The 25,302-nt window shown below is 68.8% G+C and carries 26 protein-coding genes; 9 read left to right on the top strand and 17 right to left on the bottom strand.

What is annotated here, in order from left to right; translation table 11 throughout:
* Window positions 1-2: 2 nt before the first annotated feature.
* The 6 genes from ACU6XJ_RS04485 to ACU6XJ_RS04460 all read left to right on the top strand — a co-directional run bounded on the left by ACU6XJ_RS04485 (window position 3) and on the right by ACU6XJ_RS04460 (window position 7,178).
* On the top strand, window positions 3-1,328 hold the full coding sequence (locus ACU6XJ_RS04485; protein ID WP_476307067.1) for a GH1 family beta-glucosidase: 1,326 nt from the start codon (window positions 3-5) through the stop codon (window positions 1,326-1,328).
* Window positions 1,298-2,503, top strand: coding sequence for an MFS transporter (locus tag ACU6XJ_RS04480; RefSeq protein ID WP_476307066.1), 1,206 nt, complete (start codon window positions 1,298-1,300; stop codon window positions 2,501-2,503). The genes ACU6XJ_RS04485 and ACU6XJ_RS04480 overlap by 31 nt, the downstream gene beginning before the upstream one ends.
* Window positions 2,504-2,569: 66 nt before the next feature.
* Window positions 2,570-3,379, top strand: a complete 810-nt coding sequence (locus ACU6XJ_RS04475; RefSeq protein WP_476307065.1) for an SAM-dependent methyltransferase — start codon at window positions 2,570-2,572, stop codon at window positions 3,377-3,379.
* A 444-nt stretch (window positions 3,380-3,823) separates the two neighbouring features.
* The gene (locus tag ACU6XJ_RS04470; RefSeq protein WP_476307064.1) at window positions 3,824-5,527 is read left to right on the top strand and encodes a M14 family zinc carboxypeptidase; all 1,704 of its coding nucleotides are present in this window, start codon (window positions 3,824-3,826) and stop codon (window positions 5,525-5,527) included.
* Between the two features lie 360 nt (window positions 5,528-5,887).
* Entirely contained in the window at window positions 5,888-6,253 is a 366-nt protein-coding gene (locus ACU6XJ_RS04465; RefSeq protein ID WP_476307063.1) for an ArsR/SmtB family transcription factor, read from the top strand.
* Window positions 6,254-6,527: 274 nt separating this feature from the next.
* On the top strand, window positions 6,528-7,178 hold the full coding sequence (locus ACU6XJ_RS04460; RefSeq protein WP_476307062.1) for a hypothetical protein: 651 nt from the start codon (window positions 6,528-6,530) through the stop codon (window positions 7,176-7,178).
* A gap of 49 nt (window positions 7,179-7,227) precedes the next feature.
* On the opposite strand, the gene ACU6XJ_RS04455 is transcribed toward ACU6XJ_RS04460, so the two are convergent.
* Window positions 7,228-7,551 (bottom strand): DUF6209 family protein, encoded by a 324-nt coding sequence (locus tag ACU6XJ_RS04455; RefSeq protein ID WP_476307061.1) that lies wholly within the window; start codon window positions 7,549-7,551, stop codon window positions 7,228-7,230.
* 149 nt (window positions 7,552-7,700) lie between these two features.
* On the opposite strand from ACU6XJ_RS04455, the gene ACU6XJ_RS04450 reads away from it, so the two are divergent.
* The gene (locus ACU6XJ_RS04450) at window positions 7,701-7,919 is read left to right on the top strand and encodes a hypothetical protein (RefSeq protein WP_476307060.1); all 219 of its coding nucleotides are present in this window, start codon (window positions 7,701-7,703) and stop codon (window positions 7,917-7,919) included.
* A gap of 150 nt (window positions 7,920-8,069) precedes the next feature.
* Here ACU6XJ_RS04450 and ACU6XJ_RS04445 read toward each other — a convergent pair whose 3' ends face one another.
* From ACU6XJ_RS04445 to ACU6XJ_RS04385, 13 genes are all read right to left on the bottom strand, one after another.
* Window positions 8,070-8,951 (bottom strand): XRE family transcriptional regulator, encoded by an 882-nt coding sequence (locus ACU6XJ_RS04445; RefSeq protein WP_476307059.1) that lies wholly within the window; start codon window positions 8,949-8,951, stop codon window positions 8,070-8,072.
* Window positions 8,952-9,063: 112 nt separating this feature from the next.
* Window positions 9,064-10,566 (bottom strand): tripartite tricarboxylate transporter permease, encoded by a 1,503-nt coding sequence (locus tag ACU6XJ_RS04440; protein ID WP_476307057.1) that lies wholly within the window; start codon window positions 10,564-10,566, stop codon window positions 9,064-9,066.
* The gene (locus ACU6XJ_RS04435) at window positions 10,567-11,058 is read right to left on the bottom strand and encodes a tripartite tricarboxylate transporter TctB family protein (RefSeq protein ID WP_476307055.1); all 492 of its coding nucleotides are present in this window, start codon (window positions 11,056-11,058) and stop codon (window positions 10,567-10,569) included. It lies immediately after the preceding gene.
* Window positions 11,055-12,038, bottom strand: a complete 984-nt coding sequence (locus tag ACU6XJ_RS04430) for a Bug family tripartite tricarboxylate transporter substrate binding protein (RefSeq protein WP_476307054.1) — start codon at window positions 12,036-12,038, stop codon at window positions 11,055-11,057. Before ACU6XJ_RS04430 ends, ACU6XJ_RS04435 begins: the two co-directional genes overlap by 4 nt.
* A gap of 103 nt (window positions 12,039-12,141) precedes the next feature.
* Window positions 12,142-13,989: a 3D-(3,5/4)-trihydroxycyclohexane-1,2-dione acylhydrolase (decyclizing) gene (iolD, locus tag ACU6XJ_RS04425; protein WP_476307053.1), complete on the bottom strand. Its 1,848-nt coding sequence runs from the start codon at window positions 13,987-13,989 to the stop codon at window positions 12,142-12,144.
* Entirely contained in the window at window positions 13,986-14,873 is an 888-nt protein-coding gene (iolB, locus tag ACU6XJ_RS04420; RefSeq protein WP_476307052.1) for a 5-deoxy-glucuronate isomerase, read from the bottom strand. The genes iolD and iolB overlap by 4 nt, the downstream gene beginning before the upstream one ends.
* On the bottom strand, window positions 14,870-15,817 hold the full coding sequence (locus ACU6XJ_RS04415) for a Cgl0159 family (beta/alpha)8-fold protein (RefSeq protein ID WP_476307051.1): 948 nt from the start codon (window positions 15,815-15,817) through the stop codon (window positions 14,870-14,872). Before ACU6XJ_RS04415 ends, iolB begins: the two co-directional genes overlap by 4 nt.
* Before the next feature lie 111 nt (window positions 15,818-15,928).
* Window positions 15,929-16,867: a 5-dehydro-2-deoxygluconokinase gene (gene iolC, locus ACU6XJ_RS04410; protein ID WP_476307050.1), complete on the bottom strand. Its 939-nt coding sequence runs from the start codon at window positions 16,865-16,867 to the stop codon at window positions 15,929-15,931.
* Entirely contained in the window at window positions 16,867-17,637 is a 771-nt protein-coding gene (locus ACU6XJ_RS04405) for an ATP-binding cassette domain-containing protein (protein WP_476307049.1), read from the bottom strand. Before ACU6XJ_RS04405 ends, iolC begins: the two co-directional genes overlap by 1 nt.
* Entirely contained in the window at window positions 17,634-18,668 is a 1,035-nt protein-coding gene (locus ACU6XJ_RS04400; protein ID WP_476307048.1) for an ABC transporter permease, read from the bottom strand. The genes ACU6XJ_RS04405 and ACU6XJ_RS04400 overlap by 4 nt, the downstream gene beginning before the upstream one ends.
* Window positions 18,665-19,627, bottom strand: coding sequence for a sugar ABC transporter substrate-binding protein (locus tag ACU6XJ_RS04395; RefSeq protein WP_476307046.1), 963 nt, complete (start codon window positions 19,625-19,627; stop codon window positions 18,665-18,667). Before ACU6XJ_RS04395 ends, ACU6XJ_RS04400 begins: the two co-directional genes overlap by 4 nt.
* On the bottom strand, window positions 19,624-20,529 hold the full coding sequence (locus ACU6XJ_RS04390; protein WP_476307044.1) for a TIM barrel protein: 906 nt from the start codon (window positions 20,527-20,529) through the stop codon (window positions 19,624-19,626). Before ACU6XJ_RS04390 ends, ACU6XJ_RS04395 begins: the two co-directional genes overlap by 4 nt.
* Window positions 20,516-21,532: a Gfo/Idh/MocA family protein gene (locus ACU6XJ_RS04385; protein ID WP_476307042.1), complete on the bottom strand. Its 1,017-nt coding sequence runs from the start codon at window positions 21,530-21,532 to the stop codon at window positions 20,516-20,518. Before ACU6XJ_RS04385 ends, ACU6XJ_RS04390 begins: the two co-directional genes overlap by 14 nt.
* Window positions 21,533-21,665: 133 nt before the next feature.
* Between ACU6XJ_RS04385 and ACU6XJ_RS04380 the strand changes: the two genes are divergently transcribed.
* Window positions 21,666-22,658 carry a LacI family DNA-binding transcriptional regulator gene (locus tag ACU6XJ_RS04380; RefSeq protein WP_476307041.1) on the top strand — a complete coding sequence of 331 codons (993 nt, stop codon included), beginning with the start codon at window positions 21,666-21,668 and terminating at the stop codon, window positions 22,656-22,658.
* On the opposite strand, the gene ACU6XJ_RS04375 is transcribed toward ACU6XJ_RS04380, so the two are convergent.
* The 3 genes from ACU6XJ_RS04375 to ACU6XJ_RS04365 form a co-directional block, all read right to left on the bottom strand.
* Window positions 22,639-22,827, bottom strand: coding sequence for a DUF397 domain-containing protein (locus tag ACU6XJ_RS04375; RefSeq protein WP_476307039.1), 189 nt, complete (start codon window positions 22,825-22,827; stop codon window positions 22,639-22,641). The two genes, ACU6XJ_RS04380 and ACU6XJ_RS04375, sit on opposite strands and share 20 nt — an antisense overlap.
* Window positions 22,790-23,695 carry a helix-turn-helix domain-containing protein gene (locus ACU6XJ_RS04370; protein ID WP_476307037.1) on the bottom strand — a complete coding sequence of 302 codons (906 nt, stop codon included), beginning with the start codon at window positions 23,693-23,695 and terminating at the stop codon, window positions 22,790-22,792. The genes ACU6XJ_RS04375 and ACU6XJ_RS04370 overlap by 38 nt, the downstream gene beginning before the upstream one ends.
* Before the next feature lie 150 nt (window positions 23,696-23,845).
* Window positions 23,846-24,832 carry a DUF418 domain-containing protein gene (locus tag ACU6XJ_RS04365; RefSeq protein ID WP_476307036.1) on the bottom strand — a complete coding sequence of 329 codons (987 nt, stop codon included), beginning with the start codon at window positions 24,830-24,832 and terminating at the stop codon, window positions 23,846-23,848.
* A 120-nt stretch (window positions 24,833-24,952) separates the two neighbouring features.
* Between ACU6XJ_RS04365 and ACU6XJ_RS04360 the strand changes: the two genes are divergently transcribed.
* Entirely contained in the window at window positions 24,953-25,168 is a 216-nt protein-coding gene (locus ACU6XJ_RS04360; RefSeq protein ID WP_476307035.1) for a hypothetical protein, read from the top strand.
* Window positions 25,169-25,302: the final 134 nt, after the last annotated feature.

Genomic DNA, 25,302 nt, shown 5'->3' with positions numbered 1-25,302 from the left:
CGATGAACAGTCACGTTGTGCCCGACTTCCCGTCGGACTTCCTGTGGGGAGTGTCCACATCGGCCTACCAGATCGAGGGCGCGGTCGACGCCGACGGCCGCGGCCGCTCGGTGTGGGACACCTTCTGCGCGGAGCCCGGCCGGATCGCCGACGGCAGCAGCGGTGATCCCGCCTGCGACCACTACCACCGCTACGCCGAGGACGTCGCGTTGATCCGCGATCTCGGCGCGAAGGCCTACCGGTTCTCCATCGCCTGGCCCCGCATCCAGCCAGCCGGCAAGGGTCCGGCCAACGCGGCGGGTATCGCCTTCTACGACCGGTTGGTGGACGAACTGTGCGCGGCGGGCATCGCGCCGATGGCCACCCTCTACCACTGGGACACCCCGCAGGCGCTGGAGGACGCGGGTGGCTGGCTGCACCGGGACACCGCGGAGCGCTTCGGCGAGTACGCGGCGCTGGTCGCTGACGCGCTCGGCGACCGGGTGCACAGCTGGATCCCGTTGAACGAACCCGTGATCACGACGCTGCTCGGGTACGGCATGGGCAATCTGGCGCCTGGCAAGGAGCTGATGATGGCGGCCCTGCCCACCGTCCATCATCAGCTCCTTGCCCACGGCCTGGCGGTGCGCGCTCTGCGCGCCGCGGGCGCCACCCGCGTCGGCACCGCGAACAACCACACGCCGGTCTGGCAGGCCCGGCCCGAGGCTGCCACCGCGGTCGCGGCGTTCGACGACCTGTTCAACTGGTCGTTCGCCGATCCGATCCTGCTGGGCACCTACCCGGCGTCCATCGCGGCCCGGCTGCCCGCGAACGCTGCCGAGGACCTGGCGGTGATCAGACAGCCGCTCGACTTCTACGGCGTCAACTACTACATGCCCACCCGCATCGACACCCCCGAGCCGGACGCGCCGCTGCCGTTCCGGATGGCGCCGATCGAGGGCTACCCGCGGACCGACTTCGGCTGGCCCGTTGTGCCGGACGGCCTGTACGAGCTGCTGGTCAACCTCAAGGCCCGCTACAACGGCGCCCTGCCGCCCGTGATGATCACCGAGAACGGGTGCAGCTACGGCACCGGTCCCGACGCCGAGGGCCGGGTGCGCGACGTCGAGCGCATCAACTACCTTGCGGGCCACCTGCGGTCGGTGCGCACCGCGATGAGCGCCCAGGTCGATGTGCGCGGCTACTTCGTCTGGTCGCTGCTGGACAACTTCGAGTGGGCGCAGGGCTACCAGCAGCGGTTCGGGCTGGTGCACGTGGACTACCAGACGCAGGTGCGCACACCCAAGGACTCCTACCATTGGATGCGCGCCCTGATGCGCCGGGCCTGACCGCACTGCCCGCCCGGCGGGTGGCGCTGCTGGTGCAGGCCTCCGCCGGGATCTGGGCAGGCTTCTTCGGCCCCCTCCAGGTACTGCTCGGCTCGCAGCTTGCGCTGATCGACCCGTCCCGCAAGGAGTTCCTGCTGGGCATGGTCGCGGGCGCCGGGGCAGCGGTCGCGGTGGTCGCCAATCCTCTGTTCGGTGCCCTCTCCGACCGCACCCGCACCCGCCTCGGCCGCCGAACCTGGGTGCTGGCAGGTGCCGTCATCGGCGCCGCGGGTCTGCTGGTGCTGGCGTATGCCCCCGACACCGCAACGGTCATCGCAGGCTGGTGCCTCGCCCAGGCAGGCCTCAACGCCGCACTGGCCGCGCTGACCGCCGTGATCCCCGACGAGGTGCCCGAACACCAGCGCGGCGCCGTTTGCGGCTGGGTCGGCCTCGGCCAGACCCTTGGCGCCCTCACCGGCACCGCCCTGGCTGCCGCCACCCCAACCCTCTCCGCCGGGTACACCGCCTGCGCCGCCCTGCTCGTGACCACGGCACTCGTCTTCGCCCTGAACCCATCACCCGGGGTCGTGAGTGCGTTGTTCGGTTCCAACCCGACAGCTCACTCACGAGCCCGGAGCCGGGACTTCCGGTGGATGTGGGCCACCCGGTTCGCGATGCAGCTGGCGAACGCGCTGGTGCTGCTGTACCTGCTGTACTACCTGACCGACGAGGTGCGGCACCCCGATCCGCCGACCGGCGTGCTGGTGCTGACCGCTGTCTACAGTGGACTGCTGATGGCCGCGGTCGTGCTCGTCGGGCTGTGGTCCGACCGGATACAGCGGCGCAGACCGTTCGTGATCGCGGGCAGCGTGCTGACCGCGGCGGCGGCGATCATCCTGGCGGCGTGGCCGAGTTGGCCGGTCGTGGTCGGGGCAGCGGTACTGCTGGGGGTGGCTTTCGGCGGGTACACCGCGGTCGAGTTGGCGTTGGTGACGCAGGTCTTGCCGCGAGACGAAGATCGGGCGAAGGATCTCGGCCTGTTCAACATCGCCAGTGCGTTGCCGCAGGTGCTCGCGCCGGTACTGGCGGGAACACTGTTGAACACTTTCGGGGGTTATTCGCTGCTCTACGTGGTCGTTGCGGTGCTCGCACTGAGTGCAGGCCCGCTGGTCACGCGGGTCCGCTCGGTGCCGTGACACGTGCGAGTGGGTCTGGTGCGCATTAGTAGTGTGTTGCGCACGGACTGTAAAGGGCGGTGGCTTGTGGTCGACCAGTTGAGCTGGGTTCCCAAGGAAATCAACACGAAGCTCCCGAGCTCGGCAAGGATCTACGACTATCTGCTGGGCGGAGCGCACAACTTCGAGATCGACCGGAACGCGGCGGACAACCTGCTGAAGGTGGTGCCCGCCAACCGGATGGCCGCGATGAACAGGGACTTCCTGCGTCGCGCCGTGAAATTCCTGGTGCAGGAGGCCGGTATCCGGCAGTTCCTCGACCTCGGCTCGGGCATCCCGACCGTGGGCAACGTGCACGAGGTCGCGCAGGAGATCGACCCGTCATGCAAGATCGTCTACGTCGACATCGAGCCGGTGGCGGTCGCGCACGCCGAACTGCTGCTCGCCGACAACGCCAACGCCGCCGCGATCCAGGCGGACCTGTGCGAGCCGGAGTCGGTGCTGGGCTCCGCGCCCGTCCGCGAACTGCTCGACCTCAGCCAACCGGTGGGTCTGCTGATCGTCGGCGTCATGCAGTTCATCCCGGAGACCCGCGACCCGTGGACGATCGTCCAGCGCTACCGCGAGGCGCTGGCAGCAGGCAGCTACCTGGCGCTGTCGCACTTCACGCCGGACGGGATGCCCGAGGCGATGGCCAAGGCCGTCGAGGTCTTCGCCAAGACCCAGGAGCCCGCGCACCCGCGCACCCGTGCTGAGGTGCTGCGCATGTTCGAGGGCTTCGACCTGGTCGAGCCGGGCCTGGTGTTCACGCCCCAGTGGAAGCCGCGCTCCCCGCAGGACGTACCGCCCAACCCCGAGCACTCCAACCTCTACGCGGGCGTCGGCAAGCTCCGGTAGCCCTGCACGCCCCACGGGCCCGCGGCGGGAATTCTCCTCGCCGCGGGCCCGTTTTGTTGTCGACCGACAGTGCCTGTCCCGATAACCGCACTATCTCTGTCCAATTTGTTCAGATCCGCCAAAGCTCGTCAAGATCGGCGATCATGCGGCTGAACAGCGAAAATATCGCATATCGCGGTATGAGACCGGCGGTGGGCAGGCCTATTGTCTACATCCATAACTTCGCAGTTTGTCTTGACAATGGGTGAAGATTGCAGCTCTATTGGCACCCAGCGACCGATTCGGATCCGGCGTATAACGCCGCGTTCACGAACCGATCACGGCAGACCAGGCTGTAACGGCGAAACCCCTGCTGAGAGCCCGGCCCAGCGAGGCGGCACCGGAGTTCATCCCTCGGACTCCGTGGCACCTCTCGGTGCTCTCACGCCTACACCAGAGGTGGCTATGAGCCAGCAACGCAAGAAGTGGGCCATCGCGGTGGCAGCGGCCGCCGCGGTCGCGACCGCGATAAGCCTCCCCGCGGGAGCGGGCCAGACCCCCACCCCCTCCGATGTCGCCGAGCACCAGCAGCGCGACAACACCCAGGCGTTCATCTACCGCGTCACCGTGCCCGGCGAGGCACAGGCCCAGAAGCTGGTGGCGTCCTACGACGTCACCGAGCGCCGTGAGGGCGACGACCTGTTCGTCGCGGGCACCGCCGAGGTCGGCGAGAAGCTGCGCAAGGACGGGTACAAGATCTCCGTCGACGAGACCCTCAAGCCGCTGTGGCAGAGCCCCGGCGGACTCGTCGGCAACCCCGACCCGGCCAACGCGAAGATCGCCGACACCTACTACGGCGGCTATCACACCGTGACCGGCCACTACAACCACCTCGACCAGGTGGCCGGGGCCAAGCCGGACCTGACGAAGCTGTTCACCATCGGCAAGTCGTTCCTCGGCAAGTACGACATGAAGGCCATGTGCATCACGAAGCTGGCCGCGGGCGACTGCGAGCAGCGCACGGACGCCAAGAAGCCGCGGTTCTTCCTGATGACGCAGACCCACTCGCGGGAGATCGCCACCGGCGAGATGGCCTACAAGTTCATCGACCACCTCGTCGGCGGCTACGGCAGCGATGCCGAGGTCACCTCGCTGCTGGACACCACCGAGGTCTGGGTCGTGCCGATGGCCAACCCGGACGGCGTGGACTACGTGCAGCAGGGCGGCAACCAGCCGATCCTGCACCGCAAGAACCGCAACGCCACCAACGGCTCCTGCTCGGGCACCGGCGTCGGCGTCGACCTCAACCGCAACAACAGCACCCACTGGGGCGGCGCGGGCACCACGACCAACCCCTGCGGTGAGACCTACCTCGGGCCGCGTGCCGACAGCGAGCCGGAGAACACCGCGTTGCAGAACCTGTGGCGCAAGCTGTTCCCCGACCAGCGCGGCGACGGCAACGTCCCGGCGCCCACCACCGCCAAGGGCACCATGCTGTCCATCCACTCGGTGGTCGGCCTGAACTTGTTCCCGTGGCAGTACCAGAACGTCAAGTCCGGCAACGACGCCCAGCTTCGGGCGATGGCCAACCAGCTGACCCGCTACAACGGCTACCGCGCAGGCCAGGCGCCCGAGGTCCTGTACGCGGCCTCCGGCGGTCACGACGACTGGATCTACGACAAGCTGGGCGTCGCCTCGTTCACCATCGAGTTGGGCGGCGCGGGCTGCGGCAACAGCTTCACCCCCGCCTACTCCTGCGTGAACGGCTACTGGAACGCCAACAAGGGCGCGCTGATGTACCTGGCCAAGCAGGCCAAGGCGCCCTACGCCTCGGCGCTGGGCCCGAACGTGCTCGCGGCGGACAGCGTCGGCGCCACCCGCTCCGGTGCGGGCAACGCGCTGAGCGTCAAGGTCGACGCCAAGCAGTACGAGGCGCTGGCCAAGGGTGCGCCCGCCGTCGGCGGCGACGTGGCAACCGTCGAGTACTCGCTGGACGCCGGTTTCACCAAGGCCGCTCCGATGGCGCTGACCATGGCGGATGACACCGCGACGGCCACCGCCACGGTGCCGGTCGCCGGGCTCGCCAAGGGCAAGCACCTGGTCTACGTGCGGGCCAAGGACCGCGCGGGCAACTACGGACCGGTGAGCACCGCCTGGATCACCGTCTGACACAGCGATAGAGATGGATTCGCGAGTGCGGAGCCGAGTTCGTCCGCGGCCCCGCACTCGCGATGCTGTGCGGACTCCCTACCGGGCCTCCAGGCCCATTGCCGCGGGGTTGCGGGTGCCCCTGTAACCCGCAACCCCGCCCAAAACCCGGTACCGTGGAATCTGATCATCAGATTACCCAAATTGAATATGCAGGAACAGGGAACGAACGGCCGCATTCACGGGTCGAATGGCCTAGTCCCATTCTGAACTGGGAATTTTGTTCCCGATTGCGGCAATTACTTGAAGTTGCATACCCCCGTACGTAGTAATCTCACATCGGTTCACCCAATATTTATCCGATCCCGTCATGATGTAACCGTGGAGACCAGGGGGCGGGAAAACACCAACGGCGTGGCACTGCTCGACGAGCGGAACGACGCCATTGCGCGGAATGCCAGGCTGTTCAAGGCCTTGGCCGACCCGGTGCGGGTCAAGCTGGTATCGCTGGTGCACGCGGCCGCGGCCGGTGAGGTCTGCTTCTGTGACCTCGCCGCCGACTTCGACATGCCGCAGCCCTCGCTGAGCCACCACCTGAAGATCCTCGTCCAGGCGGGCATCCTGCGCCGCGAGCGCCGCGGCACCTGGAGCTGGTACAGCGTGGACCGCGCCCCACTCGAGACCCTCAAGGCGCTGTTGCACGACCTGACCGCCTCGAGCCCCAACGGCACCCCCACGCCCTGCTGACCGCGTCCCGGGTTTCCCTCCAACGGAGATCAACGCCGGCCCTGTGAGGGCATCGATCGGGGCGTTCGCGAGCGGCGAAGAAGATCGCTCGGCGCTGAACACGGACCGTGTTGTGCTCACCCGGTGGCCTGAACAAGGTCACGGCGGGGCCCTCATCCCGGCTGCGGGTTGATCACGTTCCCGATCTATCGAGTGACTCCGCCTTGACCCCCGAAGGGCGGCACCCGGCACGCTTGACCAGGCAACGAAGCCCATGCGGGGGAGGCATCCGGCAATGAGCACGGCGGCGAGGTTGTCCGCGCAAGCACTCGTGATCGCGTTGTTGTTCGGCGGAGGCTGGGTGGCGGGGAGGGTGATGGGCCTGTTCGGTCCGAACAGCGTCGGCAACTACGTCGGGCAGCCGCCGACCTCGGAGAACCCGGGCGTGCTGACGATGGCCACGTCCACCCAACCCCTACGCCCCGACCCCGACCGCCCCTCCCGCGCGGTCGGGGACCAGGCCCTCGCCCTGCCCGCCCATACCGTTTCGGCCGCGCCGGGCGAGCCTGCTCCACCAGGCCATATCGGGTCGCCGCAGCCCACGCGGTCGCCGAGTGTGCCGCCGATGCCGACCGCGACCAAGCCCAACCCGCCGTCGCATTCGCCGACCCAGCCGAGCACGCAGGCGCCGACCCAGTCGCCGACGCAGTCACCGCAGACGCCGGGCGGCAAGCCCGGTCCCACGACGAAGCCCGGTCCGGGCGGAAAGCCCGGCCCGGCTGGCAAGCCGGGACCGCGGCCGGACCGGCCGGGCGCCAAACCCAAGCCCAAGCCCGGCGAAAAGAAGCCGGACAAGGAAGGAAAGCGGGAGCCGCGTGCGGAGGAGCGCCACGAACAGGCGGACCGGCCGAGGAAGCTTCCCGGGCACCCCGGCTCGGGAAGGTGAGACCGGGCGAGCGCGGCACCGACCAGCCGCCGCGCTCGCCCGGAGCCGGTCAGTCCCGCACCGGCAGCCAGTAGTTCTCGCCGAACCGGCTGTCCCAACTGGTCTTGCCCGCACCGTCGGTGCGGTCGAACCACACCTCGATATCCGTGACGCCCTGCGGCACGATCACGCTCAGCGGCCCCGGCACCACCCGCCTGCTGTGTTCCTCGCCCCCTGGATGGAAACGCAGATGCGCCGAGACGTGTGCCTTGCGTTTGCCGCGCTGCTGCGGCACCAGCCGTTTCGAGTCGTACTCGATGACCAGTTCGTCGCCCGGCCGAATATCACCGTTCTGCTCATGCGACCAATCGGGCAGAAAACGCAGCTTCGCCATGGTGGGGACTCCTCGCTCACGGACCACCGCCTACGAGGCATTTTGCCCACGGCCCGAGTCACCCGGCCCGCCGGAATCGGTGAACTTCCCCGTTTCGAGTGCGTTTACTGGACAGCCTGTGCGGAAAGCATTAGGTAGGGAGGCTCGTGATGACGGCAGCGACGCGCAGTGTGGACGTTCCGGTGCTAGGCCACGTCGGCGTACCGCCACCCGAGCGACTGGCCTACTACGCCGCGCTCGGCGTGCCGGCCGCCCTGGAGTTGATCGAGTGGCCGCTGGCACGGGTGATCGCGGGAGGTCACCTGTTGGCCGATCAACACTACTCACGGGTCGCGCACGAAGTCGGCGAGGCAATGGAAGACGCGTAACAAATTCATCTGTGTATTAGGTGATGAAAAGAAATTCAGCTCCGCCGGAGAATTCTTTTTTCCGGCGGATCCGCCGCACCCTCCGAGTGCGGCGGGCCGCGGTTCCGGCCGCGGCGAAGCCCGGCTCCAGTGGCCCGGAGCCGGGCTTTCTCAATTCCACTCCCAGTTGATGCTGAGCTCTCCCGGACCGAAGTCCAGCGCGACGTGGTGGACGCTGTGCGAGGTTCCCGGCCACAGTTCCCGGCTGGTCTCCTCGCCCGCCGCGGGCCGGTGCACCGCGTAGCAGCGGACCGGGATCGCGGTCTCGTCGAAGGTCACCTGCAGCACGTACTCCCTGATCCTGCGCTGGAAAAGCCGGAAGTACCGACTGCTCTCCTCGGTGGGGAACATGACGACCGAGTAGTTGAACATCGCGGTCTCGCCCACCCGCAGGTTGCGGTCCAGCACGATCTCGGTGGCGCAGAATCCCCGGCTGGGATCGCAGCGCCGCCTGCCGAGCCTGGTGTGCGCGCCCGCTTCCAGTCGGGGCAGCGCGACGTGGTCGGTCTCCCCGCAGTGGGTCACCACGAAGCGGTCGGCGCCGTCGACCGCGGCCCGCGTCACCCCGTGCGAGACCATCCGCACCTCGCGCCGCTCGGAGTCGATGAACACCTCGTCGTGCAGGCTCACGTAGCCGAGCCGCTGGTCACCCTGCGGATCAACAAGTTCCAGCGTGTCGGCGAGCCCGTCGGACTCCCACAGCCGGTCGTAGGGGATGACCTCCTCGACGCGGTTCACCCAGCGGCCCCGCGGCCGCCGCGGACCCAGCAGCCCCGACAGTGAGTCCCGGTCCAGTCGCAGCACGCTCTCCAACTCGGCGACCGCGTGCAGTGACTTCGCCCGTTCCGGCTGGCTGCGCCCGCGCTGCCAATTGGACAGCGTCGCGATGCTGACCTCGATGCCGCGGGCGGCGAGCTTGCGTTTGATGCTGTCCAGGCTCAGCCCGCGGTCGGTGATGGCCTGCGCCAATCGCCGGTCGAAGGTCGCGTACACATGATCTGCTTCGCTGGAGATCACAACGCAAATCCCATCGAGGTGAGGAGAGAGAACGCGATCCTACGTGTGATCAATCGGTAATCAATACGTTGTCATCAATCCGAAACCATCAGCTCGAATCCGAATGGGTTTTCGAACGGCCGAGCAGCTTCTTCACCACGGGGAACGCGATCAACAATGCGACGATCACGTACACGGCGATCGACAGCGGCGTGTTCACCAGGCCGCCGATGTCGCCGTCGCTGATCTGCAAGGCCCGCCGCATCTGCTGCTCGGCGTTCGGCCCGAGGATCACCCCGATGATGGCGGGCAGCACGGGCAAACCGTAGCGGCGCATCGCGAACCCGATCAGGCCGATCACCAGCAGCACGATCAACTCGAACGACTCACCGCTGGCGGCGTAGGCGCCGACGCTGGCGAAGAACAGGATGCCCGCGTACAGGTAGGGCCGGGGAATGCGCAGCAGCTTCGCCCACAGCGGCGCCAGCGGCAGGTTCAGCACCAGCAGCAGCACGGTGCCGATGAACAGGCTGGCGATCAGGCCCCACACCAGCGCCGACTCCCGCTCGAACAGCAGCGGTCCCGGCTGGATGCCGTACTGCTGGAACGCCGCCAGCATGACCGCCGCGGTCGCCGTGGTGGGCAGGCCCAGGGTCAGCATCGAGACCAGTGTGCCCGCCGCCGAGGCGCTGGCCGCCGCCTCCGGGCCCGCCACGCCCTCGATCGCGCCCTTGCCGAACTGCGCGCGGTGCTTGGACAGCCGTTTCTCCAGCACATAGGACAGGAACGTGGGGATCTCGGCGCCACCCGCGGGCACCGCGCCGAACGGGAATCCGATGAACGGGCCCCGCAGCCACGGACGCCAGGAGCGACGCACGTCCTCCCGCGCAAGCCAGGGACGGCCGGCTCGCAGGGCGACGGAAGGCGTGCGCCGCAGGTGGGCGGCGATCCACAGGGCCTCGCCGACGGCGAACAGGCCAACCGCGATCACCACCAGGTCGACACCGTCGGCCAACTGCGGCACCCCGAAGGTGAGCCGCTGCTGACCGGTCAACTCGTCCAGCCCGATCAGCCCGATGGTCAGGCCGATCAGCAGGGAGGCGTAGCCGCGGATACGGGAGGACCCCAGCACCGAGGTCACCGCGATGAACGCCAACACCATGATCGCGAAGAAGTCGGGTGCGCCGATGTTCACGGCCAGCCTCGCGACGGTGGGTGCGAGCAGGACGAGCAGCGTGGTGCCGATCAGCCCGCCGATGAAGTGCCCGATGGCCGCCGCGGCGAGCGCCTGCGAACCGCGCCCGGCGCGGGCCATCGGGTTGCCGTCGATGGCGGCCACCACCGAGAACGACTCACCGGGGGTGTTGAGCAGGATGGAGGTGGTGGACCCGCCGTACATCCCGCCGTAGTAGATGCCCGCGAACATGATGAACGCACCCGTCGGCTCCACGCCGTAGGTGACGGGCAGCAGCAGCGCCACCGCCATCGCGGGCCCGATGCCGGGCAGCACGCCGATCGCGGTGCCCAGCAGCACGCCGATCGCCGCGAGCAGCAGGTGCGTCGGGGTCAGCGCGGTGCCGAAGCCCTCGATGAGCTGGTTGAGGGTGTCCATCTACAGCACTCCCATCAGCGGACCGCCTGGGAGTGCGACGCCCAGCAGGTTGTTGAACAGCAGGAACGTCAGGATCGACAACGCGGCCGCGATCAGCGGGTTGCGCACGGGGTTGCGGCTGCCCAGCGCGTAGGCCGCGCCCCAGAACAACACCGCGCCCGCCACCGGGAACCCGGCGGTCTCCAGCAGCGCGATGTTGGCCAGGAACGCCCCGCACAGCAGCAGCACCGTCTTCCAGTCCGACGCCACGCTGAGGTCGATGTCCTCGCCGCCCTCGGCCTGCCCGTGCCCGCCGCGCAGCACGTCCCTGGCCAGCAGCAGCGCGACGACGACGAGCAGCCCGCCGATCACCAGCGGCACCACCTCGGGGCCGACCGGGCTGCGCCGCGACACGTCCTCGGGGATGGCCAGCGCGTCGATGATCACCAGCAGGCCGAGGGCCGCCAGCAGCGCCGAGACGCCGAGTTCGGAATGCTCCCGCAACCAGTTCATGCCAGCCCCAGCCCTTTCAGCACCTTGCCGACGCGGTCGTTCTCCGCGGCCAGGAACCGCCCGAAGTCCTCACCGGGCAGGTAGGCGTCGGTCCAACCGTGACGCTTGACCGTCTCGGCCCACTCGGGGCTGTCGTGGAAGTCCCGGAGCAGCGTGAGCAGCCGCTCCCGCTCGCCCTGGGACAGCTCGGGAGGCGCGACGATGCCGCGCCAGTTCGTGAAGCTGACCGGAACACCGGACTCGCGCAGGGTAGGGGCGTTGACGCCGGGCAGACGCTTTTCGCTGGTCACCGCCAGCGCGCGGAGGTCGCCGGACTCGATCTGGTCGCGGTACTCGCTGATGCCGGAAACGCCGAACGCCACCTTGCCGCCCAGCACGGCGGACAGCAGTTCGCCGCCGCCGTCGTAGGCGACGTAGTTGACCGACTTGGGCGCCACCCCGATGGCCTCCGCGAACAGCATGGGCGCCAGGTGGTCCGGGCCGCCGGGGGAGGAGCCGCCACCCACCGGCACCGCCCCGGGGTTGGCCTGCCAGGCCGCGATGAGCTGGCGGATGTCGGTGTAGGGCGAGTCCTTGCCGACCACCACGATCTCGGCTTCCTCGGTGAGCCGCGCGATCGGCGTGGTGTCGGCCAGCGAGGACGGCGACTTGTTGGTGTAGACGCTGCCGACCACCCCGAGCCCCATCGACATGACCAGCTTGCCGTTGCCGCGCTCGTTGACCAGCCTGCCCAGCCCCACGGTGCCGCCCGCACCGGGCAGGTTGAGCACCTCCGGCCTGCGCACCAGGTCGGCGTCCTCCATGGCCTTGGCCGCCGCCCGCGCCGTCGTGTCGTACCCGCCGCCGGGCGTGTTGGGCACCAGCACGCGCAGTCCGCGCACCTGCCCGGCCTCACCGCCCGCCGTCGGCGTCAGCAGCGGCGGCACGACCAGCACCGCCGCCAGCGCGACGGCCACCGCCGCCAGAGTCTTCACGCGCAACCTTCAGCCTCCCGCTTCACCTGGTCGGAAGCCGCGCCGGTTCCCGACCAGGAGGGATGGTGCCTCGGGTCACATGCTTAAGGCTGCATTAAGTTACTTGTGGTCATAAAAAGCGGACCTGGCGAACTTTCGCCTCATCGTGTCGGGCGCGGGCCGCGAGGATGTCGTCGCGGTGCCCAGCCGAGGGCACGCCGACCTCCCACCAGGCACCGGCCTCGGTCCAGGACGAGGGATGGGTGCCGACCAGCACCACCGCGGGCCGCCCGCCGTGCGCCATCACCCGCGCCTTGGCATAGGCCGCCCGCAGGCCGTCCAGCCCGTCCACACTGAACACCGCCGCGCCCAGCGCCGCGGCGTGTGCGGCGAAGTCGACGCGTGGGGGAGTGCCCAGTTCGGTGCGGCAGTCGGCGAGCATGTTGTTGTACCCGGCGCCGCCCTGCCCGCGTTGCAGTCGGTCGATCACGGCGTATCCGCCGTTGTCGCACACCACCGCGACGAACCCGTGCCCGGCGAACGCCGCGGAGTACAACTCGGAGTTGAGCATCAGGTACGAGCCGTCCCCGAGCAGCGCGGTGACCACGCCCCGGTCGCGGGCCATCGCCGCGCCCCAGGCGCCCGCCAGCTCATACCCCATGCAGGAGAACCCGTACTCCACGTCCATTGTGGACTCGCCGTGGGAACGCCAGCCGCCGATCAGCTCGCCAGGCAGACCGCCCGCCGCGCTCATCACGTAGTCCTCCCGCGTGCACAGGTCGTTGACCGCACCGACCACCTGCGCATAGGTGGGCAGCCCATCACCGGGTGCGCGGAGGGCGTCGATGTGGGCGTCCCACCGCTGCCGCTCGCTCTCGGCCAGCGCAGTCCATTTCGGGTCGGCCCGCCAGCCGTCGAGCTGTTCACCCAGCTCACGCAGGCCCTCCTCGGCGTCTGCGACCACCGAGAGCGCGCCGTGCTTGACCGCGTCGAACCGCGCCGCGTTCACCGTGACCAGCCGGGCGTGCGGTGAGAACACCGTCCACGACGCGGTGGTGAAGTCCTGGAGTCGGGTGCCCACCGCGAGCACCACATCCGCGCCCGCGGCGAGCGCGTTGGCCGAGGCCGAGCCGGTGACGCCCAGCGGACCGGCGTGCAGCGGGTGGTCGTGCGGCACCAGCGTCCGCCCCGCGGTGGTCTCGGCAACCGGCACACCGTGCCGCTCCGCGAAGTCCACCGCGGTGGCCGCCGCACCGGAGTAGCGCACCCCGCCGCCGACCACCAGCAGCGGCCGCTCCGCCGCCCGCACCACCCGCGCCGCGTCCGCCACCGCCTGCCGCGACGGCCGGGGCCGCTGCACCCGGTGCAGCACCGGTTCGAACAACGCGGCTGGGAAGTCGAAGGTCTCCGCCTGCACATCCTGCGGCAGCGCCAACGTGACCGGCCCGCAGTCGGCCGGATCGGTGAGCACCCGCGCCACCTGCGGCAGCGTCGCCAACAGCTGCTCGGGCCGGGTGATCCGGTCGAAGTAGCGGCTCACCGCCCGAAACGCGTCGTTGACGGTGGCCGTCGCATCGCCAAAATGCTCCACCTGCTGCAACACCGGATCGGGTGCCCTGCTGACGAACGTGTCACCCGGCAACAGCAGCAGCGGCAGCCGGTTGGCGTGCGCCACGCCCGCCGCCGTCACTAGGTTCAACGCCCCCGGCCCGATGGAGGACGTCACCACGCCCACCTGTCGGCGGTGCACGGCCTTGGCGTAGCCGACCGCGGCCAGCGCCATGCCCTGTTCGTTCTGCCCCCGCCACAGCGGAAGCCGCTCGCGGTGCTCCTCCAGGGCGGCGCCCAACCCGAGCACGTTGCCGTGCCCGAAGATGCCGAACACGTGCGGAAACAGCGGCGCCTGCCCGCCGTCAAGGAGTTCGCTGCGCTGCGCGATCAGCCAGCGCACCAGCGCCTGCGCCGTGGTCAGCTTCATGACAGCCGTCCTTCCGCCGAGGTGACCGGGCATCGCGGATCGAGCGCCTGATCCGCCCAGGTCTCGCGAACCCAGGAGTGCGCAGGGTCGTCGCAGAACGCCATCGACCGCTCCTCGCCAGGCCCGGCCAGCACATTCAGGTAGTACATGGGATAGCCCGGCGCCGCCACACACGGCCCGTGGTAGCCGCGCGGGATCAGGAACACGTCGCCGTCGCGGACCGCGACGGCGACGTCGATCTCGCCGTCGGCGGTGTAGGTGCGGTGCAGCCCGAAGCCCTCCCGCGAGGGGGTGAACCCGTCGCGGCCCGCGATGCGGAAGTAGTAGATCTCCTCGTTCACCACCTCGCACTCGCTTGCCTCGTCGTGCTTGTGCGGGGGATAGGACGACCAGTTGCCATCCGGCGTGATCAGCTCGCAGGCGTTCAGCTTGTCGGCGTGCTCCCACACCCCGGGCACCCCGAAGTTGGTGACCTGCCGGGTCGCGCTGCCCGCCCCGCGCACCTCCACCGGCACGTCCTCGGCGGGTCCGTACCTGGGTGTCAGCCGCCGCGTGCACCGTGCCATCGGCAACGCCACCTCCGCCCCGTCCGCGCTGGTCAGGTGCGCGACGGAGTCGCGTGGCAGGTAGGCGAAGTCGGTGACCCGCGCGAACACCGACGCCCGGCCCGTCAGGTCGAACCGCTCCCCGTCGACCTCTACCACACAGCCGCCGCTCAGCGGCAGCACGAACGCCTCGAACTCGCCGGTGTCCACCGTCCGCCGCTGCCCGGCGGCCAGGCGCAGCACCCGCAGCCCCGTGTAGGTCCAGCCCGCCGCTTCCGGTGTGAGCAGCACGGGATCGGAGTCGGCGGCGAGTGTCCCGAGTGGACGGTGCAGCGTCATGGTGCCCTCTTCGAAGTGTGCAGCAGCCGCGCGGCGGACCTCACGGCCGCCGACACGTCACCGCCGCGCGGATACAGCAGCGTTCGCCCCACGACAAGGCCGCGGGCGGCGGGATGCCGCAGTGCCCGCCCCCAGGAGGCGATGTCGTCCTCGGTGTCGCCCGACGGCGGCCCACCCAGCAGCAGCACCGGCAGGCTGGTGGCAGCCAGCATCGCCTCGGGCTGGGCGACCGCGGGCAGCTTCAGCCACGTGTAGGCGGAGGTGCTGCCCAACCCGGCGGCGATGGCAGCCACCTTGGCCAGCGCCCCGGGGTGTGTCTCCAAGCGGAGAACAGGTGGGGTTCGGGTGGGGTAGGGGTCGGCGCCGAACGACTGGGTCACGCCGCTCTCCCACAGGTAGGGCAGTGGCTCCACCATCGCCATCAGCCCGGCCGCCGCCAGTTCGGACACCGCCCGAGCGCAGCCCTCCAGCGTCGGGATGGTGCCGGGATCGGAGTAGACGACGCGCAGCAGCATCTTCCCGCCGTCCAGCCCGCAGTCCGCGATGGACCGGGCGGTGTAGGCGGTGAACCGGTCGTCGATCTCCCACGACGCGCCCGCAACCCCGCCACGGTTCATCGAGCCGATCACCACCTTGTCGTGCAGCGCGCCCAACAACAGCAGGTCTTCGACCACATCGGGCGTGCCGAGCAGCCCGTCCACCTCCGGGTCGGCCAACGCGATCAGCAGCCGCTCCAACAGCACCCGGCGGTCGGCCATCGCCAGCGAATCGGCGCCGACATCCAATGCCCCTCGCGCCGGGTGGTCCGCCGCGACCAGGAACAAGGTGCCCCGCTCGGACAGCAACATCGGCCTGCGCCGCCGCTGGGTATACGCCCGCCGCACCGCACCCGGATCGGTCGCCCGGGTGTGCAGGAGTTCGAACCACCGCTCGTCACTGATCACCGCACTGCTCCTCGGTGCGAGGCCCGCGCGCTCCGGTTTAGCGCCCTGAACCCCTCCGTGACGCCGTTGTGGAATGGGTTCAGGTCGCTAAACCCGCTTTCCGGTCGCCCGTCACCCATCACTGAGCAACTCCTCGATCTCCGCCGCCGTCGGCATCGCGTCCGCGCACGCCAGCCGTCCCGCGACCAGGGCACCGGCGGCGTTGGCGTACCGCGCGATCCGCACCGGCTCCCACCCGGCCAGCAACCCGTGCACCAGCGCCCCGCCGAACGCATCACCCGCACCCAACCCGCACACCACCTCAACCGGTTGCGGCGCAACGGTGTCCATGCTCTCCGGGGTCGCCACCAGCACCCCCTCCGCACCTTTCTTGATCATCACCAGCTGCACACCCCGGTCCAGCATCCGCCGCGCCGCCAGCTCCGGATTGGACGTCCCCACCGCGACCGCCGTCTCCGTCCGGTTGCCCACCGCCACCGTCACGTGGTCGAGCAGCCAGCCGATCTCCCGCCGCGCCGTCTCCACATCCGGCCAGAACATCGGCCGGTAGTCCAGATCCAGCACCGTGTGCTCGGCCCGCGTGCGGTGCAGCAACAACTTGCGCTGCGTGGATCGCGCGGGCTCGGCACTCACCCCCGTCCCGGTCACCCACAGCACCGGCACCTCGCCCACCACATCCCACGGCACGTCGAAGTCCGTGAGCGTCAGATCGGGCGCCACCGGCAGCCGGTAGAACAGCAGCGGCGGATCTTCCGGCGGGTCCAGTGCGCAGAACACCACCGGCGTGAGCAGTCCGGGCGCGGTCCCCACGTACTCGGGCGACACGCCGAACCCGCTCAACGCGCCGCGCACGTAGTCCCCGAACCCGTCCGCACCCACCTTGGTCAGCACCCCGGTCCGGCGATCCAGCCTGGCCGCGGCCACCGCAACGTTGGTCGCCGTGCCGCCAAGGAACTTCGCGAAGCTGCGCACCTCCGCCAGCGGCACCCCGCTCTGCTCCGGGTACAGGTCCACCCCGACCCGACCGACCGTGAGCACCTCCAACTCCATCAAGTCGCCCTCAGCTCATGACTCAACGCGTCCAACTCCGCCCCGCCCGCCATCTGCCGCGTCAACTCGTCGATCCCGATCTCCGACTTCGCGAAGCAGCCGAGGCTGCGTCCCCGCTTGAGCAGCAGGAACCGATCGCCCACCGGATACGCGTGGTGCGGGTTGTGCGTGATCAACACGACGCCCAGCCCCCGGTCCCGCGCCTGCGCGACATACCGCAGCACCACCCCCGCCTGCTTCACACCCAACGCCGCGGTCGGCTCGTCCAGGATCAACACCTTCGCCCCGAAGTGAACGGCCCGCGCGATCGCCACACACTGCCGCTCGCCGCCGGACAGCGTCCCCACCGGCTGCTCCACATCCCGCAGGTCGATGCCCATCTCCGCCAGCGCCTGCCGCGCCGTGTGCATCCCCTTGCGGCGGTCGATCATCCGGAACGGCCCGAACCCCACCGTGGGCTCCGAGCCGAGGAAGAAGTTCCGCCACACCGACAACAGCGGCACCACCGCCAGGTCCTGGTACACGGTCGCGATCCCGCGGTCCAACGCCTCCCGCGGCGAGGAGAACCGCACCGGCTCACCCTCGAAGCGCAACTCCCCGGTGTCATGCCGGTGCACCCCCGCCAGGATCTTGATCAGCGTGGACTTACCTGCCCCGTTGTCACCCAGCACGCAGGTCACCTCACCCGCGTTGACCACGGTCGACACCTCCCGTAACGCGATCACGCTGCCGTAGGTCTTGCCGATGTCACGCACCTCGATCAGGCTCATCGCCGCACCCTCTCCGCCCGCCGCCGGAAGGTGTTGTTCACCAGCACCGCGGACAGCAGCATCACGCCGAGGAACAGCTGGAACCAGTCGCTGTCCCACCGCGCGAACACGATCCCCTGCCGCGCCATGCCGAAGATCAACGCACCGATCGCGGCCCCGATCACCGACCCGAACCCACCGGTCAACAGGCACCCGCCAACCACCGCCGCGATGATGAACTGCAATTCCAGCCCAATGCCCTGGTTGGCCTGCGCACTCGCGAACCGCAGGATGTTGATCGTGCCCACCAGCCACCCCGCGAACGCCGTGGTCATGAACAGCAGCACCTTGCTGCGTTTCACCGGCACCCCCACCGCCCGCGCACTCGCCGCGGCCCCACCCACGGCGAAGATCCAGTTCCCGAACCGCGTCCGCACCAACACCCACGCACCCAGCGCCGCGAAGGCCAGCCACCACAGAATCGACACCTGAAACGGCTGCCCGCCGATCTCGATCGTCGAGGCGAACACCATCCCCGCCGACTCGTACCCCGCCGTCGACCGCATCCCCGACACCTGCACGGTCCCGGTGACCAGCCGTGTCACCCCGAGGTTGAGCCCCTGCAACGCCAGGAAACTGCCGAGCGTGACGATGAAGCTGGGCAGCCCGGTCCGCGTCACCAGCCACCCGTTGGCGGCGCCGACCCCCAACGCGAACACCAGCGACACCACCATCGCCGCCCACACGTTCCACCCCGCCTGAGTGGCCAGCATGCCCGTGACCAACGCGGTCGACGCGGTCATCACACCCGCGGACAGGTCGAACTCGCCGCCGATCATCAGCAGCGCCACCGCGACCGCCATGATCCCCAGCACCGACGCGTCATCCAGCCACGTCGCCACCCCACCCACGGTGAGGAACTGCTCGGTGACCAGCGAGAAGAACACGAACACCACCGCGGCCCCGAGCAGCGCCCCGATCTCCGGCCGCACCACCAGCCGGTTCACCAGTCCAGGCCGCGCCACCCGCTCATCCACCGCCAGCGCGGTCATCGCGTCCCTCGCCGAGTCAACTCGGCCACCTTGTCCACGTTGGACTTGTCCACGAAAGCGGGACCGGTGAGCACCGGCCGCCCACCGCCTATCACGTTCGCGTTGTCCCGGTAGAGCTTGAGGAACACCACCGGCAGATACCCCTGCTCGTACTGCTGCTGATCCACGGCGAACTCCACCTCACCGCCCCGGATCAGCTCCACCACATCCGGGTTGAGGTCGAACGTCGCCACCTGAGCCTGCGAGCCCGCGCCCCTGCGTGCCTGCCCCGCCAGCGCCGCGACCTGCGCGTTCAACGTCAACACTCCGTCGATGGCGGTGTCGGACTGCAACGCCCCGCGAATCCGCGACTGCACATCCGTCGGGTTGTTGATGTCCACCTGAAGGTTCTGCACGTTGCCGAAGCTTCGCCGAGCCCCATCGCAACGCTCGTTGAGCCCGATGTTGCCCGCCTCGTGGATCACGCACAGCAGCTTCTTGCGCCCGGCCTCCGCGAACCGGCGCCCCGCACCCTCTCCGGCGATGCCCTCGCTCTGCCCAACGTGTGCGATCGCCCCGAACTCGGCGCTGCGCTGCTCCCCGGAGTTGACGGTGATCACCGGGATACCCGCCTTCACCGCCGCTTCCACTGACGACCGCAACGCATCCGGGTTGGCCATCGACACCACCAGCCCGCCGACCTTCTGCGCCACCGCGTTGTCGATCAGCTTGGCCTGCCCACCGGGGTCGCCGTCGGAGTTGTACTCGACCTTGACGTCCAGCTCGCGCCCCGCCGCTTCCGCACCGTTTTTCACCACGTTCCAGAACGCATCACCCGCGGTGCCGTGCGAGATCACCGCCACCCGCAGCTCACCACCCGAACTCGCCCCGCCGGTCGCGGCGGGCTTGTCCCCGCTCGGTCCGGTGCAGGCGGTCAGCGTCAACGCCGCAAGGACAGCGACAACAGCTGTGCTTCTCATGGGAATCTCCCTCGCTCGACACCGGCGCCCTCCGCCGATGCGAAGATCTGGTGGAGCTTGCCGAGGCTGCGTTCGGTGTCGATGCGCGGCCGGTCCAGGAAGCAGGCGGCGGCCAGCGCCGTGTCCTGCTCCAGCACGTACCAGCCGTCGTAGCCGGCCTCGAGCAGCAGCCCGACGGCCGTGTCGACGTCCACATCGCCATCACCCAGCGGGGGATAGATCCCCTGCCGCACCGCCGCCGCATACCCGACCGCGCCATCCCGCACCCGCGCGGCGAGGTCGGCCCGCACGTCCTTGAGGTGCACATGCCCGATCCGGTCGGCGTGCTCGCGCACCAGGTCGACGGGATCGGTCCCGCCGATCAGCAAATGCCCGGTGTCCAGGCACAGCGCGACGTCGGAGTCGGCCAGGAACCGCCGCACCTCCGGCTCCCGCTCCACATGCGTCCCGACATGCGGGTGCAGCACGGTGGTCAGCCCATACCCGGCCGCGAGGTCGCGGATCTTCGCGGTGGTGCCGATCAGCGTGCTCCACTGCGAATCGGTGAGCTCGGGTCGCTCGTCGTACCCGTCCAACCCGGTCGCCGCCGCCAGCACCAACACCTGAGCGCCGCAGTCCGCGAGCAACTTCGCGGTCCGCTGCGCCTCGTCCACCTCACCCTCGTGCAGCGTCGTCGCGAGAAACCCGCCAACCAGCGTCAGCCCGTGTCGGTCGAGCTCGTTCCGCAGTTCGGCGGGATCGGTGGGCAGGTAACCGGGCGGCCCGAGTTCGGTGGCGCCGATGCCAAGCTCCGCCATCGCGCCCAGCACGACGTCCGGTTCAAGCACGTGACCCCAGCCGGGCACCTCGCACACACCCCAGCTGATCGGGGCGGCGGCGACACGCGGTTCACGCCGGGACATGGCTCACCCTCTCCGCGATATCGACGGGGGCGCCGGTCCGCATCGACTCACCGGCCGCGTCCGCGAGGACCAGGCTGATCACACTGTCCCGGACCGGCGAGGGGTTCGCAGCCTGTCCGGCCACGATGTCCACAAAGGTCGCAATCTCGTTGCGGTAGGCGGTGTCGAACCGCACCTGAAAACTCGGATACGCGTCGGTCGGATTCGGCCCACCCGGCTCCAGCGACCGCAGCGGCGTCCGCCCATCCACCCCGACCACCACGGAATCCCGGCTGCCCAGCACCTCGATCCGGCTGTCGTACCCAACCGGGTTGTGCCGCGTCATCGCGAGCTGTGCGTGCACCCCGTTGTCGAAGGTGACCGTCACGACGGCCGTGTCCACGTCGTTCGCGGCCTCGTAGCCCGCCCGCGAATCCTCCATCCGGATGCCACCCGCCGCGAACACCCGCACCGGCCGCGCCCCCACCAGCCAGGGGATGGCGTCCAAATCGTGGATCAGCGCGTCCCGGAAGATCCCGCCCGACCCGGCCAGGTAGCTCACCGGCGGCGGCACCGAATCACACAGCACCGCCCGCACGAGATACAACGTCCCCAACTCGCCCGCATGGATGCGCCGGTGCAGTTCGATGACCGCCGGATCGAACCGCCGCTGGAACGCCACCACCACCTCGGTGCCGGTGCGTTCGGCCTCCGCCGCCAACGCTCGCACCTCGCCGAGATCACTCGCGACCGGCTTCTCGCACAGCGTCGGCACCCGAGCCTCGATGGCCGCGCGAAGCAGAGCGGGGTGCGTATCGGTCGGCGTCGCCAACACGATCCCGTCACTGGCCTCGAGCAACCCGGCGAAGTCGCCGACGGTGCGCGCACCCAGCCCCGCCGCGACCTCATCGGCGCGCCCCGGCAGCGGATCGAACAACACCACTTCATCGACCTGCGGCAGTGCCGCGACGTTCGCGGCGTGCATGGCGCCGATCCGGCCGACGCCCGCTACTCCGATTCGCATAGGCCCGCCACTCCCCATTGTTGGCACCGGTCGCGTTCTTGGAGCGCTCTAACCGTTAGAGCGCTCTAACCATGTAGGCTGCGTCACACTGCTGTCAAGCACAAGTTGCCGCTCATGACATAGGGGTGAGCCCATGGCCCGGCCCACGATGGAGGACGTGGCCCGCGTCGCGGGCGTGTCCCGAGCGCTGGTGTCGCTGGTCATGCGCGGTTCCCCCAAGGTCAGCGAACAACGCCGGGCAGCGGTTCTCGCTGCGGCAGAGTCCCTCGGCTACACCCCACACGCAATGGCGCGCTCACTGGCCTCCCGCACCTCGACGGTGCTGGGCGTGATGCTCTCGGACCTGCACAACGCGTTCTTCGCCGAAATCGTCGATGGCTTAGAGGATGCGGTAGGCCCACTCGGCTTTGACCTGATCATCAACACGGGAGGCCGCAGCGCCACTCGCGAACGCAAGGCCTTGATGAGCCTGCTGTCCTTCCGCCCGTCAGGCCTGGCCCTGCTAGGCCCGGTCGTCCCATCGTCGGCAATCGCATTGGCAGCGGACCAGGTCCCGGTCGTGCTGGTCGCGCGTTCGACCCGCGTATCGACGGTGGACACGATCAACGACGACGGCGAGGTCGGGTCGGGGATCGCGGTGGACCACTTGGTGGAGCTGGGCCACACCCGCATCACGCACCTGGACGGCGGCCACGGCTCCCAGGCGGCGACGCGGATGCGCGGCTACCTGGCAGCGATGCGCAAGCACGGTCTACAGCCGCAGGTCATTCGGAGCGAGTACACGGACATCGCGGGGGAGAAGGCGGTACGCGAGCTACTGGAACGCGGCTCGATGCCCACGGCCCTGGTCGCCGCGAACGACTTCAACGCGATCGGTGCGATCTCGGCCCTGGAAGAGGCGGGCCTGCGGGTGCCGGACGATATCTCGGTGATCGGCTACGACAACACGTCGCTCGCGGCTCTAAGACACGTCTCCCTGACCACGATCGACCAGCCAAGACACGACATGGGCAGGCTGGCGGGGGAGGCGCTGCTAGAGAAGGTCCGTGGCGACCGGGTGGACCCGGTCCGCCACCTGCTCACGCCATCATTGGTGGTACGGGCGACTACAGCCCCACCCGCATAGCCCGCCACGCCTGTTCGGAAAACTCTAGTATTGGCCCACTCGGGTTCTTGGAGTCACGAACCAACACCTGGACACCCGCCCATGCAACCTCAACACAGGTTCCGCTCGCACTGCCGCCGCTGCGGCTGCTCTTACGCCAGTTGTGTCCAGCCGCTCCAGGTGTAGTCATCGCCTCGTGCTCCTGCCTGGTCGAATTCGCTTGCCAGGTCTTCAAGCAAGCCCCTGGATTGTCTCTCATCCAGGGCGACCTCTGTGAGCTTCTTCGCCGCTTCGGCGAAGTGACCAGTCGATGCCTTCTTTTCCAGGAACACGCTGGTCTCACCAGCGTTGATGTAAGCCATCGGGCGATGTCCTTCCGGGAAATCCATGAGGATGAACGGCACGGACATTCCGTCGACCGCGCCGGCCGCTCCGGGCACTACACGGAACTCGCATTGCTTCCGAGTGCTCCAGAGCAGCAGGTGCAGCATCTGCTCATGCATCACTCGTGGGCCGCCGACGTTCATTCGGAGTGCAGTCTCATGGATGAGGAAGAGGCAGTCCGGAGGTTGACCCCTATTCAAGACACCCTGCCGCGCCAGTCGGGCGTCCACCCAGACCTGGATTTGCTCCTCTGTGTACTCCTTCCGTCGTCGAAACAGGGAACTCATATATCCCACGGTTTGCAATAGCCCAGGGATGTGGAAGAACTCGAACGCGTGCATGGAAGCCGCTAGAGTCTCGTGGAGAGTTAGGCAATGCAGTTCGTCCGGCAATCGTCCGTCGTGGGTGCGCTCCTGGATGCCGTCGTCAGCCGTGCGGTGTAGAGCGAGAATCCGTTCGATGTCTTTAAGCTTCACTCCGCACTTGCCCAGGTACTGGGTCAGGTAGATCTCGGAGATGCCGCGCATGCCGTTTTCGACCCGTGTCACGGTCGCCCGGCCCCAACCGAGCATGCGCCCGAGCTTGGCTTGAGAGAGCTTCGCTTCTTTCCGATGGCTTTGTAGAATCTCGCCCACCTCACGGCGCAGAGCCGTGCTCCTTCTCGGATCCTCCATGCTCTGAACGCTATCGGCCAAACGGTCCAATCCGCGCTATCGCCATGCCAAGTGACCCGAAAAGGAGCACGGCAGCCTCAACTCTGTCCCGGGGACAGACCCCAATGTGGTGCTTCGACTAACGCAATGCGTTCGAATTCAGCAAAGCATTCACGAGACCTGTGCGGCCCGGGAAAGCTGAACCGGGCGCCACCAGGTGATGCAGCGCCAAGCCCATTCCAGCGGGCCGTACCGAAAGCGGCTCAGCCACCAGCGGCTGAACCCCACCTGCACCACCAGGATTACCGCCGTCAGCACGAATGCCGACCCCCACCGGTTGGTGCCGTGCAACTCCATCACCAGCGTCGACGCCACCACCAGCAGCGTCGCGCTCACGTAATTGGTGAGTGCCATCCGCCCCAACGGCTCCAGTACCGCCGACAACACCCAACCCACCCGCGTCTGCAACGCCAGCAGCAGCCCCGTCGAATACGCCACCGCCATCAGCAGGCCCGCCACCGCCGCGATCACCTCGGCCGTCGCAGGTGGCGTCGCAAGCTGCCACCACACCGCGCCCACACTCAGCACCGCCGCCACCGCGAACACCACGACAAGTTGCTTCCGCCTGCGCTCCAACGTCTGCGGCACCCCATACCGCGCCGTCGCCAGCCCCAGCAGGAACAAGGCGGGAATCAACGCCATCCCGCCGCCCATCGCCGCCCCACCCACGATCCCCGCGATGCCGGCGATCAGCACCAGCGGTCGAGGCAGCCAACTCGCGGGCAACAGCACCAGTAGCCCGGCGATCGCATAAGGCAACAACGCTTCCCCCGGGTGAACCCACTGGTGCAGCGCCCCAAGCGCCCCCAACGCCACCAGCCTGCGCACCAACACCAACCGCGGCCGTTCCGTCCGCTTGCCCCCACTGTCCAGGAACAACGCGAAACTCAGCCCGAACAGGAAGGAGAAGATCGGAAAGAACCGCTGCTGCACGGTCAGATCCAGCAACTGCCGCACCGGATGCGGCATGCCGGGCTCCAAGATCCCCGACATCCGGGTGATCTGCGGAATGTTGACCAGCAGAATCCCGCACAGCGCGAACCCACGAAGGGCGTCCAGCGCCCCGATCCGCCGAGCGGGCGAAACGACAGTGCTCATGTATCCGACGATCCCCGTTGACCTGGTGGCCCCACCTCGGCCGAAATGCCTGCGCCGGACCGGCGGGCTATGCCTTTCGGCCGATCTGCGGCTCCTCCGGATGTCGCTAGGGTTCGCACCGTGCATGGTCATCGGCTGCTGCCACTGCTGGGCCGCTGCGTGGAAATCGCCGGGTTCGGCCTGCTCATGCTCGGCGACCTGCTGCTGTCCGATTCCCTAGCGGGCATTCTGCTGGTCCTCTTCGGTCTGGCCGCGGTGGTGGCATTCCAGTTCCGGGCCCGCTGGTCGAGCCTGCTGGTTTCCCCGTGGCGACCGCGATCGCCGTGCTCTCTCTAACGGTCACCCTGCTGTTCGGGTTGCGCTTTCCGCAGTCCGACATGGCCGAAACCTGGGTCCTGCTCGCCCTGCTGGTCATGGCGTCAAACTCACCTCGCCACCATCCAGACCAAGCTCCCCGCCCCCAACCGAGT

This window comes from Actinorectispora metalli (assembly GCF_056323685.1).
The sequence above is the reverse complement of the archived record's forward strand: the minus strand, read 5'-3'. Positions and strand labels throughout refer to the sequence as shown.

Excerpts from the sequence above, each read along its gene's own strand:
- ACU6XJ_RS04440 (WP_476307057.1), bottom strand. The coding sequence starts at position 10,566 with ATGGACACCCTCAACCAGCTCATCGAGGGCTTCGGCACCGCGCTGACC.
- ACU6XJ_RS04485 (WP_476307067.1), top strand. The coding sequence starts at position 3 with ATGAACAGTCACGTTGTGCCCGACTTCCCGTCGGACTTCCTGTGGGGA.
- ACU6XJ_RS04405 (WP_476307049.1), bottom strand. The coding sequence starts at position 17,637 with ATGAGCCTGATCGAGGTGCGTGACATCGGCAAGACCTACGGCAGCGTG.
- ACU6XJ_RS04435 (WP_476307055.1), bottom strand. The coding sequence starts at position 11,058 with ATGAACTGGTTGCGGGAGCATTCCGAACTCGGCGTCTCGGCGCTGCTG.
- ACU6XJ_RS04395 (WP_476307046.1), bottom strand. The coding sequence starts at position 19,627 with ATGAGAAGCACAGCTGTTGTCGCTGTCCTTGCGGCGTTGACGCTGACC.
- ACU6XJ_RS04470 (WP_476307064.1), top strand. The coding sequence starts at position 3,824 with ATGAGCCAGCAACGCAAGAAGTGGGCCATCGCGGTGGCAGCGGCCGCC.
- iolD (WP_476307053.1), bottom strand. The coding sequence starts at position 13,989 with ATGAAGCTGACCACGGCGCAGGCGCTGGTGCGCTGGCTGATCGCGCAG.
- iolB (WP_476307052.1), bottom strand. The coding sequence starts at position 14,873 with ATGACGCTGCACCGTCCACTCGGGACACTCGCCGCCGACTCCGATCCC.
- ACU6XJ_RS04450 (WP_476307060.1), top strand. The coding sequence starts at position 7,701 with ATGACGGCAGCGACGCGCAGTGTGGACGTTCCGGTGCTAGGCCACGTC.
- iolC (WP_476307050.1), bottom strand. The coding sequence starts at position 16,867 with ATGGAGTTGGAGGTGCTCACGGTCGGTCGGGTCGGGGTGGACCTGTAC.
- ACU6XJ_RS04455 (WP_476307061.1), bottom strand. The coding sequence starts at position 7,551 with ATGGCGAAGCTGCGTTTTCTGCCCGATTGGTCGCATGAGCAGAACGGT.
- ACU6XJ_RS04400 (WP_476307048.1), bottom strand. The coding sequence starts at position 18,668 with ATGACCGCGCTGGCGGTGGATGAGCGGGTGGCGCGGCCTGGACTGGTG.
- ACU6XJ_RS04365 (WP_476307036.1), bottom strand. The coding sequence starts at position 24,832 with ATGAGCACTGTCGTTTCGCCCGCTCGGCGGATCGGGGCGCTGGACGCC.
- ACU6XJ_RS04380 (WP_476307041.1), top strand. The coding sequence starts at position 21,666 with ATGGCCCGGCCCACGATGGAGGACGTGGCCCGCGTCGCGGGCGTGTCC.
- ACU6XJ_RS04375 (WP_476307039.1), bottom strand. The coding sequence starts at position 22,827 with ATGACTACACCTGGAGCGGCTGGACACAACTGGCGTAAGAGCAGCCGC.
- ACU6XJ_RS04390 (WP_476307044.1), bottom strand. The coding sequence starts at position 20,529 with ATGTCCCGGCGTGAACCGCGTGTCGCCGCCGCCCCGATCAGCTGGGGT.
- ACU6XJ_RS04370 (WP_476307037.1), bottom strand. The coding sequence starts at position 23,695 with ATGGAGGATCCGAGAAGGAGCACGGCTCTGCGCCGTGAGGTGGGCGAG.
- ACU6XJ_RS04385 (WP_476307042.1), bottom strand. The coding sequence starts at position 21,532 with ATGCGAATCGGAGTAGCGGGCGTCGGCCGGATCGGCGCCATGCACGCC.
- ACU6XJ_RS04460 (WP_476307062.1), top strand. The coding sequence starts at position 6,528 with ATGAGCACGGCGGCGAGGTTGTCCGCGCAAGCACTCGTGATCGCGTTG.